The 13315-nt window shown below is 73.0% G+C and carries 9 protein-coding genes; 4 read left to right on the forward strand and 5 right to left on the reverse strand.

From position 1 onward, the window contains the following. Window positions 1-143: 143 nt before the first annotated feature. From ACFQ7Q_RS08065 to ACFQ7Q_RS08080, 4 genes are all read right to left on the reverse strand, one after another. A complete protein-coding gene (locus ACFQ7Q_RS08065; protein WP_383551164.1) occupies window positions 144-3812 on the reverse strand; it encodes a S8 family serine peptidase in 3669 nt (1222 codons plus the stop codon). 124 nt (window positions 3813-3936) lie between these two features. After that, window positions 3937-5196, reverse strand: coding sequence for an MFS transporter (locus ACFQ7Q_RS08070; RefSeq protein ID WP_383551166.1), 1260 nt, complete (start codon window positions 5194-5196; stop codon window positions 3937-3939). After that, window positions 5193-5639, reverse strand: coding sequence for a GNAT family N-acetyltransferase (locus tag ACFQ7Q_RS08075; RefSeq protein WP_383551168.1), 447 nt, complete (start codon window positions 5637-5639; stop codon window positions 5193-5195). The genes ACFQ7Q_RS08070 and ACFQ7Q_RS08075 overlap by 4 nt, the downstream gene beginning before the upstream one ends. A gap of 145 nt (window positions 5640-5784) precedes the next feature. Then, the gene (locus ACFQ7Q_RS08080) at window positions 5785-9138 is read right to left on the reverse strand and encodes a BTAD domain-containing putative transcriptional regulator (protein WP_383551170.1); all 3354 of its coding nucleotides are present in this window, start codon (window positions 9136-9138) and stop codon (window positions 5785-5787) included. 127 nt (window positions 9139-9265) lie between these two features. On the opposite strand from ACFQ7Q_RS08080, the gene ACFQ7Q_RS08085 reads away from it, so the two are divergent. From ACFQ7Q_RS08085 to ACFQ7Q_RS08095, 3 genes are read left to right on the forward strand one after another with little or no spacing between them, the layout of a single operon-like run. Continuing rightward, window positions 9266-10024 carry an SDR family oxidoreductase gene (locus ACFQ7Q_RS08085; RefSeq protein WP_383551172.1) on the forward strand — a complete coding sequence of 253 codons (759 nt, stop codon included), beginning with the start codon at window positions 9266-9268 and terminating at the stop codon, window positions 10022-10024. A 51-nt stretch (window positions 10025-10075) separates the two neighbouring features. Beyond that, on the forward strand, window positions 10076-10681 hold the full coding sequence (locus ACFQ7Q_RS08090) for an NAD(P)H oxidoreductase (protein ID WP_383551174.1): 606 nt from the start codon (window positions 10076-10078) through the stop codon (window positions 10679-10681). Beyond that, window positions 10678-12180 (forward strand): MFS transporter, encoded by a 1503-nt coding sequence (locus ACFQ7Q_RS08095; RefSeq protein WP_383551176.1) that lies wholly within the window; start codon window positions 10678-10680, stop codon window positions 12178-12180. The genes ACFQ7Q_RS08090 and ACFQ7Q_RS08095 overlap by 4 nt, the downstream gene beginning before the upstream one ends. Window positions 12181-12277: 97 nt before the next feature. Here ACFQ7Q_RS08095 and ACFQ7Q_RS08100 read toward each other — a convergent pair whose 3' ends face one another. Further along, window positions 12278-12760 carry a MarR family winged helix-turn-helix transcriptional regulator gene (locus ACFQ7Q_RS08100; RefSeq protein WP_383551178.1) on the reverse strand — a complete coding sequence of 161 codons (483 nt, stop codon included), beginning with the start codon at window positions 12758-12760 and terminating at the stop codon, window positions 12278-12280. Window positions 12761-12865: 105 nt separating this feature from the next. Here ACFQ7Q_RS08100 and ACFQ7Q_RS08105 point away from each other — a divergent pair, with 105 nt between their 5' ends. Further along, the gene (locus tag ACFQ7Q_RS08105) at window positions 12866-13282 is read left to right on the forward strand and encodes an organic hydroperoxide resistance protein (RefSeq protein ID WP_383551180.1); all 417 of its coding nucleotides are present in this window, start codon (window positions 12866-12868) and stop codon (window positions 13280-13282) included. The last annotated feature ends 33 nt before the right edge of the window (window positions 13283-13315 follow it).

A 13315-nucleotide genomic window follows, 5' to 3' on the forward strand; every position in this document is an offset into this window, starting at 1 on the left:
CGCGCCGGCTGCGCCCCCCGCACCGGGGGGCGCGGGCCGGCGGGCGCGGTATCGGCCGGGGCGGGGGGTGCCGGCCGCCCCCCTGGAGCCCGGGCACGGCCGCACGCCGTGCCGGGACTCCGCTGTCTCCGGGACTCCTGGGGCTACTTCACCCCGACCGCCCGGATGATCTCCTGCTTGACCGAGCCACCGCGGTCGTCGGACGCACCCGCCCGGAAGGAGATGTACTGCGCGTTGTCCGGCACCCGCAGCTCACCCGTCCAGGCCGCTCCCCCCGAGGAGGGGCGCAGGGAGACCTTCTGCCAGGTCGTGCCGTCGTCGTACGAGACCTCCAGGAAGCCGCCACCGATCCTGCCGGTGTCGATCGCGCCCTTCACGTACTCGCCGAAGATCCCGACGGGCACCCGGCTTCCGCCGCGCACATCGCCCTTGAGGTCGGTGTCGACGTCGAAACCGAGGTTGATGAGCGGAAGGAAGACGGTGGTGTTCTCCGCGGGCGCCTTGGAGCGGAAGGTCCACTCGGAGTGGCCCTTGGTCGAGAGGCGCCAGCGCTCCGGGTCCATCGTGGTGTCGGTGACGACCTTGTAGGTCGCCTCCTCCGCCGGGGCGTCCCAGGCGTAGGCGCCCGAGCTCATCTTGCGGTCGACCCGGGTGCCGTCGACGTACACCTCGGTGAACTGGGTCTGCGAGTCGTCGCTCCACACGTTGCCGAAGCCCGTGTGGTCGGGGCCCGAGTCGCCCCAGCCGGGGGTGTTGAACCGCAGCTGGTTGCCGGACCGCTCCTGGCCCCAGCCGAGGCCGGTGCCGAGCCAGGGGTGCCAGACCGGCTCGAACCAGTCGAGCGTCCGGCTGCTGCCGCCGCGGTAGGAGTTGATGCCCGCCCGCTGCTCCAGGGAGTCGGCGAGGTCGACCGACTCGTGCCAGCCCTGGCCGGCGCCGGTGGAGACGTACTCGGTGCGCTCGGTCGGGAAGGCGATGTACTCCTTGAATCCGAAGCCGATCGGGAAGGTGTCGGTGATCGAGTACCGGAACTCGCCGCCGAGCTCCTTCTTGCCGGTCGGCATGTGGAACGCGGACCGGATGGTGGCCAGTTCGTCCCTGTCGGGCCGGAAGACGAGGTCGTTGCCGATCGCGCCCGGGTGCCCCTCGGACAGGTCGTAGGTGTACGGGGTGAAGCGCGTGCCGGTCAGGTCGACGCGCTTGCCGCGCTTGGCCGCCTCCGAGAGCCGTGCGGCGTCCGCGGAGTTGACGGTGGCGACGGCGAGCGGCCGGTCCTCGAACTCGGCGGTGCCGAACCAGGACATCAGCCGCCCGGGCTGGTCGTCGGTGACGAACAGCGCCGTGGCGCCCGCGTCCTGGGCGTTCTGGGCGAGCTGCGGGTTCGGGAGCGCGCCGGCCCGGACGAGGACGGCCTTGCCCTTGACGTTCTTGCCCGCGTACTCGGCGGCCGTGCCGGTGCCGGCGTCGACGACGCCGAGCGTGTGCCGGCCTTCGAGCATCGTGGTGCCGGCCTGCACGGTGGCGTCGGACAGCCGGTCGCCGTCGACGCTCGCCTCCAGGAGCGGCTTTCCGAGCCGCCACACGGTCCGGTACTCGAAGGTGCCGTTGGCGGGCTTGCGGGTGGGCGCGGCGAAGACGGAGTCGTACTTCATCGGCACCTGCACCGCGCCGCCGTACTCGGCGCCGTGAGCGTCCCGGTCGAACTCCATGAGGAGCTGGCGGGTCTCCGTGCGCTTCTCGACCTCGGCCCGGATCTCACGGAGCTGCCGCCCGTCGAGGGTGATCTCGCGGTCACGGTCGAGGACGATCTCGGGGTCGGTGAGGAAGCCGAGGCCGAGGGAGTCCTTGCCCTTGGAGCCGCGGACGTCGAGGAAGGTGTCGACGGTGTACGTGTCGGGCTTCAGCCGGAGCTCGATCGTGCCGGACTCGCCGACGGCCACCGGGAACGGGTCGTGCCGTCCCTCGGCGAGCTGCTTGACGATGACGGTGCCGGAGGTGGGGGCGCCGTCACGGTCCTTGACGTGGATCGTGAGGTTGTAGCGTTCCTCCTCCTTCACCAGGCCGAGCGCGGTGTGCGCGACGGGCGTGCCGGCGGCCGAGGCGACGATCCGGCCGGAGGCGTTGCCGACCGGGGCCTTCGTGCCGTCGCCGGTGACCGTGGTCTGCGCGGTGCCGTGGGCCGGGACGGTGAGGGTGGTGTCGGCGAGGGTGGTGACGCCCGCGGGCATCCCCTCGACGGCCAGGTCCAACTCCACCGCGGTGTCGGAGTGGTTGGTGTAGGTGACGGTCTTCGTGACTGGCTTGTTCTCCTCGTACGGCCAGGAGAAGAAGCCGAGGTCGGCGGAGCCGGTGGCGGTGATGTCCGCGTCGATCGCGGCGGCCACGTCGACCCGGCCGGCGCCGAGCGCGTAGGCGGAGTCGGTGAGCGTCTTCGACGAGGACATCAGGGCGTTCTTGAGCTGCGCGCCGGTCCAGTCGGGGTGCTTCTCGGCGAGGAGCGCGGCGACACCGGCGACGTGCGGGGTCGCCATCGACGTACCGCTCATGGAGGTGTAGAGGCCGGTGCCGGAGACCAGCTGGGAGCGGGCGGCGAGGATGGAGACGCCGGGCGCGGAGAGGTCGGGCTTGAGGGCCTGGTCGCCGAAGCGCGGTCCCTGGCTGGTGAAGTACGCGGCCTCGTCGGCGGAGTCGACGGCGCCGATGGTGAGCGCGGCGTCGGCGGAGCCGGGCGAGCCGATGGTGCCGGGGGCGCCGGAGTTGCCCGCGGCGATGACGAACAGCGCGCCGGTCTCGGCGCTGAGCGTGTTGACCGCCTGCGCCATCGGGTCGGTGCCGTCAGTGCCCTCGCTCGAACCCAGGCTCATCGAGACGATCTTCGCGTCGATGTCCTTGGCGGCCCACTCCATGCCGGCGATGATCTGCGACTCGGTGCCGGAGCCCTGGTCGCTGAGGACCTTGCCGACGGCGAGGGTCGCGCCCGGCGCGACGCCCTTCTCCTTGCCCTCCGAACCGGCGCCGCTGCCACCGACGGTGGAGGAGACGTGGGTGCCGTGGCCGTTGTGGTCGGCGACCTCCTGGCCCTCGATGAAGGACTTGGACTCGGCGACCCGGTCCTTGAGGTCGGGGTGACCGAGGTCGGCGCCGGTGTCGAGGACGGCGACCTTGACGCCCTTGCCGGTGAGCCCGGCCTCCCATGCCTTCGGGGTGCCTATCTGGGCGTTGGACTCGGCCATGGCGGCCTCGACCTTGCCGTCCAGCCAGACCTTGCCGCCCGCGGAGCGGGTGGTGGGCGAGGTGAACGAGCGCCAGAACGCGGCCGGGTCCTTCGCCTCCACCGCGGCGCCGCCGATGCTCGGCAGGGCGCGGACGGTCTCGGTGCCGCGCGGTGCGGCGGCGCGCGTGCCCTTGCCGTACGTGACGATCAGCGGCAGCTCGTCGGTGATGCCCTGCTCGATGAGGCCGCTGACGTCGAAGAGCCGGCGGTCCAGCACGCCGGAGTCCAGGTAGCCGCGCGCCTCGTCGGGGACGACCGTGACCCGGCCGTCGGAGATCTCGCTGCGCACCGCACCGGTGGCGCCCTTGGCCCGGTCGACGGTGACGGTCTTCTTGCCGCCGCCGAGGTCGGTGACGGTGACCCGGTCGCCGGTGATGAGCGTGACGGTGGCGCTCCGGTCGGCGGCGCCCTTGAAGGTGTCGGGGACGGCGGGGGCGGTGGTTCCCCCGGCAGCGGCGGTCTGCCCTGCCGTGAGAAGCACCAGGGAGATGCCGGCGGCGAGCAGCCCGGCCCTTCCTCCTGCGGAAGGTCTGATCATCGACGCACTCCTCGACACCCGGGGGAAGGGGTGGTTCCGGGCGTCGGCAGGAGTCTGGTCGGCACGACGGTTGTTGAGTACAGAACAGCCTGGCGACTATGCGCCGTGGCGGCCAACCGCCAGATCAGGCGGTGGGGTTGAGGGCGTCGTATCGGCGGAAACCCCGCCCGTACAGGGCAAGAACACCGATCGCGAGCACACAGGCGATACCGCCACCGGTGATGGCGACGGCCGGGGAGGTCAGATCGGCCACCGAGCCGGCGAGGAAGTCGCCGAGCCTCGGCCCGCCGGCGACGACCACGATGAAGACGCCCTGGAGCCGGCCGCGCATCTCGTCGGGGGCCGCGACCTGCATCATCGTGTTGCGGAAGATCATGGAGACGGTGTCGGAGTATCCGGCGAGGGCGAGCAGCAGCAGCCCCAGCCACAGGTTGCGGGTGAGCCCGAAGACGGCGATCGCGGTGCCCCAGCAGGCGACGGCGAGCAGGATCGCCTGTCCGTGGTGGCGGATGCGCCCCTGCCAGCCGCTGAGGACGCCGCCGAGGAGCGCTCCGGCGGCCGGGGCGGCGGCGAGCAGTCCGGTGGTGGTGGCGTCGCCGTCGTACCAGAGGACGGCGACGACGGGGAACAGTGCCCGGGGGTGGGCGAGGATCATCGCGCAGAAGTCCGAGAAGAACGTCATGCGCAGATTGGGCCGGGTGGCGAGGAAGCGCAGCCCGTCGAGGACGGAGGCCCTCTTGGCACCGGTCCGTTCGGGGAGCATGGAGGGCAGCCGCCACATCGCGTAGAGGGCGGCGGAGAAGGCGACGGCGTCGATGAGGTACGCGATCTGGAAGCCGCCGAAGCCGACGATGAGGCCGCCGAGGCTCGGGCCGACGAGGGTGCCGAAGGTGGTGGTCATCGAGTTGAGCGCGTTGGCGGCACGCAGCTGCTCGGGCGGCAGCAGGCGCGGGATCATCGAGCTCCGGGCGGGCGAGTTGAGCGCGCCGCAGACGGACTGCAGGGCCACGATCGCGTACAGGAACCAGACGTGGTGGAAGCCGGCGAACGCGGCCGTGGCGAGTGCGGCGGAGAGCACGGCGGAGCCGGTGGCGCTGGCGAGCCCGAGCTTGCGGCGGTCGACGGTGTCGGCGATGGCGCCGCCGTACAGGCCGAAGACGATCAGCGGGACGAGCGAGAACAGACCGACGAGCCCGACGGAGAACGGCGAGCGGGTGATCTCGTACACCTGGAGCGAGACCGCGAGCGCGGTCATGCCCTGGCCGACCCAGGAGACGGTGTTGCCGAACCAGAGGCGGCGGTAGTGCGCGGAGGTACGGAGCGGGGTGAGGTCGGCGAAGACCCGGCGGCGATCGGCCTGCTCGGCCTCTTCGGTGGCGCTCACGCGACGTCGAACCGGAGCTCGGGCCTGGCCCAGTGGACGTGCCCGGTCGGCTCGACGGTCCCGGTGCGGCGGGCTCCCGTCCGCAGGTAGAAGTCCTCGGCGGGCGGATGGGCGACGACCCGTATGGAGCGGAGCCCGGCGGCGCGGGCCTGGCCGATCATGTGCTCCATCAGCAGCCGCCCGATGCCGCGCCCCTGCGCCTCGTCGGCGACGAAGGCGAGGTCGAGCTCGGCCTCGTCGAGGAGGAGCGCGTAGAACCCGAGCACACGGTCCCGCTCGTCGACGGCGACGAAGACGGGGTGGTGCTCGATGTAGCTCCCTCCGACGACATAGCCGTCGACCATCGCGGCGTAGTCACCGCCATAGGCGCGGGATTTCCGCACGAGCTGCGTAAGACGACGCGAGTCGTCGGCGGTGGCACGCCGGAGGCTGAGGGAGGACATGGGGTGAGTATAGGGGCGGGTGCAGGGTGTAGTCCTTACAGTTTTGTTGCACCTGCCTTGTTGCGGGCAATCGTTCCGCTTGGGCCCCCACGGGACGAGATCCAGGGGGAGGAACGGGCGGGCTCGACCCACAAGGACGGCGCCCCTACGGGACCGGCGCCCCCGAGACCCGGCGCTCCTCGCGAACGGCCGCCTCCGGGGCAAGCCCCTCCCCGCGGGCGTGGGCCGCCCCGAAGGCGTCCTCGCCGAGGAGCGCCCGGGCCGCGGCGGCGACCCGCTCCACATCCCCCCGCTCCGCCACCGGCAACGGCGCCCCGGTCGACGCCCGCAACGCCCCCGCCGCGCCCAGCAGCACAGCCGCCCCCTCGCCCCGCCCGCCCAGGGCACGGGCACCGGCCAAGCCCTCAAGCGCCAGCGCGACCGCCCGCGGATCCCCGCTCGCCCGAGCCGTCGTGTAGCCCTCCTCGTGCAGCCCGAGCGCCACCTCCGCATCGCCCCGCAGCTCCGCCGCGAAGCCCAGTTCGGCGAGGATCAGCGCGTTGGCTCCGTCGAGCCCGACCAGTCGGTGCCAGTCCAGGACCTCCCGGAGGTGCTCCTCGGCCTCCTCCAGCAGGCCCTCCCGGCGGGCGCCGAGACCCAGACCGAGGACCGCGTTGATCTCACCCGCGCGGAAGCCGACCTCGACGGCCTTCTCCCGCCCCGCCTGGTGGTAGGCACGCGCCTGCCCCAGATCTCCCATGAGGAGCGCGGTCCGGCCGAGCCCCGACAGCAGGTCGGGCACCTCGGTGGTGAGACCGAAACTCTCGGCGGTGTCCAGGGCGGCACGTTTCAGCCCGGCGGCCCGCTCGTACTCGCCGCGGATCTCCGCGACGGTCGCCAGCGGATACACGGACCACAGCCCCCCGCATGCGTCCCCGACGGACGCGAAGAGCGCGGCGCAGCGGGCCGCGTCGTCCTCGGCCCCCGCCAGATCGCCCCTGAGCAGCCGCTGCACGGACCGGTCCCCGAGCGCGGCCGCCTCCCCCCACGACTCCCCGGTCTCCGCGAACCCGTCGAGCGCCGCGTTCGTCAACTCCTCGCCCTCGCTCTGACTCCCGGTCCCGCAGAGCGCGTGGGCGAGGAACCAGCGGGCCCAGGCGAGGGCGGCGGGGCCGGCTCCGTAGGCCGCGTCGACGGACGCGAGCGCGCTCGCGATACGTCGGTGGCGGTCCGTGCCGTCGCCGCTCATGACGGTGAGCCCGGTGTGCCAGACGTCGACGCGGGCCCGCACCCGGGCGAGCGCGTCGGGATCCGCCGCCGGGTCGGGGGTCCCCGCCGCGTCCAACGCCGTCGCCGTCGAGCGGACCGCCTCGCCCAGGCGTCCGCGCAGCACCCAGTACCAGGCCAGCGCGTCCACGAGCCGCAGCGCGTGTTCCGCGTCGCCCCGCTGCACCGCGCGGTCGAGGGCGGCGCGCAGGTTCGGGGACTCGGCGTCGAGCCGGGTCAGCCGATCCCGCTGGTCGTGGCCGCGGAGTTCCGGCTCGGCGGCCTCGGCGAGGCGCGTGTAGTACGTCAGGTGCCGACCGCGGACGTCGTCGGTCTCGCCCGCGTCCGCCATCCGCTCCAGGCAGTACGCGGCCACGGATTCGAGCAGCCGGTAGCGCGGGCCGTCCTTCCCGTCGACGGCGACGACCAACGAGCGGTCCACCAGCCGGGCCAGCAGGTCGAGTACGTCGTCGGTCGCGACCTCGCCGCCCCCGCAGACCTGTTCCGCCGCGTCCAGCGTGCAGCCCTCGGCATGCACGGCGAGCCGGCGCAGGACCAGGCGCTCCGGTTCGGGCAGCAGCTCCCAGCTCCAGTCGATGACCGCGCGGAGCGTCTGCTGTCGGGCCGGGGCACCCCGCTGTCCGGCGCTGAGCAGCCGGAAGCGGTCGTCGAGCCGTTCGAGCAGCCGGTGCACGCCGAGCGCGCGCACCCGGGTGGCGGCCAGTTCCAGGGCGAGCGGTACGCCGTCGAGGCGACGGCAGATGCTCTCGACGGCGGCCCGCTGGGCGTCGTCCGGTGCGAATCCGGGCGCCGAAGCGGCCGCTCGCGCGACGAACAGCTCGACGGCCCCGGGGAGGTCGAGCGGTGGCACCGACCACAGCTTCTCCCCGGCGAGGGCCAAGGGCTCCTGGCTCGTCGTCAGCACCACGAGGTCGGGGACGGTGCGCAGAAGCAGCTCGGTCAGCGCGGCGGCCTCGTCGATCACGTGCTCGCAGTTGTCGAGGACGAGCAGCATCCGCCTGCCGCGCAGGACGGTGGCGAGCCGCTCCGCCCCGTTCGGCGTCCGGCCCGCCTCGGGCCGTATGCCCCACGCTCCGTCGTCGCGCAGCTCCATGGCCGCGGCGACGACCTCGGCCAGCTCGCCGTGCGCACCGGCGAGTTCGACCAGCCACACGCCGTCGGGGAACAGCTCCCGCGCCTGCCCGGCGGCCTCCACGGCCAACCGAGTCTTGCCGACGCCTCCGGGGCCGGTGAGCGTGACGAGCCGCCGTCCGGCGAGCAGCCCCCGGATCTCGTCGACGGCCGCACCGCGCCCGACGAGCCCGCTGATGGCCACGGGCAGATTCCCGCGAGCCTCGCCCCGGCCGGTACCGCCGTGCACAGCGCCCTCGGCCGGTGCCGGGCCCGAGGGCTCGTCCGCCTTCCGTACATCTCCGTCCCGCGTCGGGGCCGCCGCCTCGACGGCCGTATCCCCGGGCGCCGCCGGCGCCTCGGCCGGTGCCGCGTCCAGCGCGGGGTCCTGGCGGAGCATCGCCCGCTGGAGCTCGACCAGTTCCGGGCTCGGGTCGAGGCCCAGGTCCTCCGCGAGGCGGACGCGCAACTCCTCGTACCCCGCCAGCGCCTCGCTCTGCCGCCCCGCGCGGTACAGCGCGCGCAGCCGCACGGCGCGCAGCCGCTCGCGCAGCGGATGCCGCTCGACGAGCTCCGCCAACTCCCCCACCAGCAAAGCGTGTTCCCCGGCGGCGAGACGCGCCTCCGCCGCCTCCTCGTGGACGACGAGCCGCTCCTCCTCCAGGCGGTTCACGGCGGCCCGGGTGAACGGCTCGTCCGCGAAGTCCGCGAACGCGGGCCCGCGCCACACGTCGAGCGCCTCGGCGAACAGCGCGGCCCGCCGCACCGGGTCGGGTACGGCGCGGGCCAGGGCGGCGAGACCGGCGAACCGCTCCGCGTCCAAGGCACCTTCGGGAAGCGCCAGTTGGTAGCCGGGAGCGCGGGAGACCAGCAGGTCACGGCCGCCCGCCTCGGCCTCCTCCAGAACGCGTCGCAGCTGGGAGACCTTGGCCTGGAGGGCGCGCAGCGGTCTGCCGGGCGGTTCGTCGCCCCACAGGTCGTCGACGAGTCGGTGCGTGGCGACGGGCCGGCCCGTGTCGACGAGCAGCGAGGCGAGCAGGGCGCGCACCTTGAGCTCAGGGACCCGGACCGGCCGCCCGTCCTCGGTCCAGACGGCCGTCTCCCCCAGCACCCCGAATCGCATGGGGTCACCGTAACTCCCCGCCCGAACCGGGCCCGAACAAGACCCGAACCGAACCCGAACAGCCGTCCCGCAGAGTCTTCCTCGTCAGCAGGAATCAGCAGGAAACACCACCACCGAGGAGACTCCGATGGCCCGCTCCACCGCCCTCACCGGCAAGACCGCACTCGTCACCGGCGGCAGCCGCGGCATCGGCCGCGCGATCGCCCTGCGGCTGGCCGCCGACGGCGCCCGCGTCGCCGTCCACTACGCGAACAACGAGGCCGCCGCGAAGGAGACGGTCGCCGCGATCGAGGAGGCCGGCGGTTCCGCCTTCGCGATCCGTACCGAACTGGGCGTCCCCGGGGACGCCGAGGCGCTCTGGAAGGCCTTCGACGAGCACGCCGAGGGCGTCGACGTCCTGGTCAACAACGCCGGAATCGCCGGCGCCGGCACGATCGACGAGGTCGAGGAGGCGGACTACGACCGGGTCTTCGCGGTCAATGCCAAGGCGCCGTTCTTCATCGTCAAGCACGGCCTCGGCCGGCTGCGGGACGGCGGCCGGATCATCAACATCTCCTCCGGTGTCACGAAGGTCGCCTTCCCCGGCATGACGTCGTACGCCGCCTCCAAGGGCGCGGTCGAGGTGCTGACCCTGACCCTCGCCCAGACCCTCGGCGCCCGGGGCATCACCGTCAACGCGGTCTCCCCCGGCACGATCGAGACCGACATCCACCCGTGGATGGCCGACCCGGCCGCCAAGGCGCACGCCGCCGGCTTCTCGGTCTTCAACCGCGTCGGGCAGCCGGGGGACGTGGCCGATGTGGTCGGCTTCCTCGCCTCGGACGACGCGCGCTGGGTGACCGGCCAGAACATCGACGCGAGCGGCGGCTCCGGCCTCGGAATCTGACCCGCGCCGTGCCCACCCCCCTTCCCGAAGGCCCTCCCGAAGGACGCCGTCATGCCCCGCCACACCCTGCTCGTCCTCGCCCACCCCCGTACCGACTCCCTGACCGCCCAGGTCGCCGACCTCGTCCACGCCCGGCTGAAGGACGGCGGAGAGACCGTCGACGTACTCGATCTGTACGCCGAGGGCTTCGACCCCGTCCTGTGGCCGGCCGACGAACCGGACTGGGAGAACCGGGAGAAGACGTACTCCCCCGAGGTCCACGCCCATATGGACCGCGTCCTGGCCGCCGACGACATCGTGGTCGTCTTCCCGGTCTGGTGGATGGCGCCGCCCGCCGTCCTCAAGGGGTGGATCGACCGGGTGTGGAACTACGGCTTCGCCTACGGCCGCAGCAAGCCCCGGCTGGCCGCGAAGCGGATGGTGTGGCTGGCCCTGATGGGCAACGCGGAGGCGGAGATCGAGCAGCTGGGTCTCTCCGCCGTCCTGGACCTCCAACTCCGGGTCGCGGTCTCCCGGTTCTGCGGGATCGAGGACTCGTCCGTCGAGATCGTGTACGGCACCGAGCTGTCGGGGGTGCCGCGCGCACTGCGCCCGCAGCGGGTGCGGGAACTGCTGAAGTCCGCCGAGGAAGCCCTGAACGGAGCGCTGCCGCGATGACCACCACCCACACCCCCGCGTCCCCCGCCGAGGCGGCGCCGGCGAAGGCCGGCGCCCGCCAGTGGCTCGGCCTCGCCGTCCTCCTCCTGCCGGTCACCCTGATGACGGCCGACCTCGGCGTCCTCTGGCTCGCCACCCCCTATCTGGCCGCCGATCTGCGGCCGAGCAGCGCCCAGTTGTTGTGGATCACCGACATCTACGGCTTCCTGACCGCCGGCACGCTCGTCATCATGGGCACGCTCGGCGACCGCCTCGGCCGGCGCCGACTGCTGATGGCGGGCTCGGCCGGCTTCCTGCTGGCCTCGCTGCTCGCCGCGTACGCCCCGAACGCCGAGACCCTGATCGCGGCCCGCGCCATGCTGGGCGTCGCGGGAGCCGCCGTACTGCCCTCCACGCTCGCCCTGATCAGCCACATGTTCACCGCCGCACGGCAGCGGGCGACCGCGATCGCCATGTGGGTCACCGCGCTCTCGGTCGGCCTGGCGATCGGCCCGATCGTCGGTGGCGTGCTCCTGGCCTCCTGGTGGTGGGGTTCGGTGTTCCTGATCGGTCTGCCGATCATGCTGATCGCCCTGGTCACGGCGCCGGTGCTGCTGCCGGAGGGCCGCGATGCGGGGGCCGGCCGGATCGACGTGCCGAGCGTGGCGCTGTTCCTGCTGGCGGTCCTGCCGCTGGTGTACGGAGTGAAGTCGGTGGCCTCGCACGGTCCGACGGCGGAGGCGGCCGCGGCCTTCGCCGGCGGTATCGCCCTCACGCTGCTCTTCGTCCGCCGCCAGAACCGGCTGGCCACGCCACTGCTCGATCTGCGGCTCTTCCGCGACCGCGCCTTCACGGGGGCGCTGCTCACCCTGCTGCTCGGTATGACCGCGCTGAACGGGGTGGAGTACCTGGTCCCGCAGTACCTCCAGGCCGTCGCCGGCCAGTCCCCGCTCGAGGCCGGTCTCTGGCTGCTGCCGGGGGCGGTGGGGCTGATCGCCGGATCGCAGCTGACCCCGCTGCTCGCCCGTCGCTTCCGCCCGGCGTACGTCCTGATCGGCGGCCTGCTGGTGTCGCTGACCGGGTACGCGGCGATCGCCCTGGCCACCGGTGTCGAGGTGACCTCCCTGGGCCTCGCGGTGATCATGTTCGGGGCGGCCCCGATCAGCGTCCTCGGCACCGCCCTGGCGGTCGGCGCGGCTCCGCCGGAGAAGGCGGGCGCGGCGGCGGCGACCGGCCAGACGGCGTACGACCTGGGTCTGGCCCTGGGGATCGCCGTGACCGGCAGCGTGGCGGTCGCGGTCTACCGGAGCGGCATCCCGGGCGACGCCCCGGCCGCGGCGCGGGAGTCCCTGGGCGCGGCGAGCGCCGTGGCGGACGAGGGGCTGCTGGCGACGGCGCGGGAGTCCTTCACCACGGCGCTGCAGTCGGCGTCGGCGCTGAGCGCGGGCTTCGCGCTGCTGACGGCGGTGCTGGTGGCGGTACTGCTGTGGAAGGTGCCGAGGATCACCTCGGGCGACTAGGAAGCGGCACGGGACGGTCGGGGCCTGTCCCGCGGCACCGGTCGGGCGACACACGCCCGGCGGGTCCCGCGGGACAGGCCCTTCGCCTTTCGGTCCCCTACTCGCAGGCCATCAGGTCGTCCGGGTCGACGCTGTCGAGCCGGGCGGCCAGCTCGTTGAGCCGGGCCCGCAGTACACGCATCTCGTCCAGCTCCATGCCCGTCGCCACGGCGATCCGCTTGGGCACGTCGAGTGCCCTCTCCCGCAGCGCGGTCCCCGCCTCGGTGGGGCGCGCGGTGACCGAGCGCTCGTCCTCCGCGCTACGGCGCCGCTCGACGTAGCCGGCCGCCTCCAGCCGCTTGAGCAGCGGGGACAGGGTCCCGGAGTCGAGACGCAGGTGCTCGCCGATCCGCTTGACGGGCAGCTCGCCGTGCTCCCAGAGCACCAGCATCACCAGGTACTGCGGGTAGGTGAGCCCGAGCTCCTTGAGGGCGCCGCGGTAGACGCCGTTGAAGGCGCGGGTGGCGGCGTGCAGCGAGAAGCAGATCTGGTGGTCGAGCCGGAGGAAGTCCTCGTCCCGGGTCGTGTCGAGAGTCTCCATGCCTCCAGGGTACGGGACACCGCATCGCAAGCCATTCAGTTGTGCACAACTGAATTGCACGCTACTTTGGTGAGCACACCCCGACCTGAACGGAAACGAGGACCCATGAACGCGATCTACACCGCTGTCGCCACCGCCAACGGCCGCGAGGGCCGCGCCGTCAGCTCCGACGGCCACATCGACCTCCCCCTCGCCCACCCCCAGGCCCTCGGCGGCAACGGCCAGGGCACGAACCCGGAGCAGCTCTTCGCCGCCGGCTACGCGGCCTGCTTCGCGAGCGCCATGGGCCTGGTGGCACGCCAGGAGAAGATCGACATCAAGGACGCCTCCATCACCGCCGAGGTCTCCATCGGCAAGGACGAGACGGACGGCGGCTTCGGCCTCGCGGTCGTCATGCGCGCCGAGTTCCCCGACCACCTCCAGGGCGAGCCGGGCCGCGAGCTGCTCGAGAAGACCCACGCGTTCTGCCCGTACTCCAAGGCCACGCGCGGCAACATCCAGGTCGAGCTCGTCGTCGAGTAGTCCCGGCACCCCCGCACGACCGAGGGCCCGTAC

It is taken from the genome of Streptomyces sp. NPDC056527 (genome assembly GCF_042794475.1).
In the GTDB taxonomy this organism is placed as follows: Bacteria; Actinomycetota; Actinomycetes; order Streptomycetales; family Streptomycetaceae; genus Streptomyces.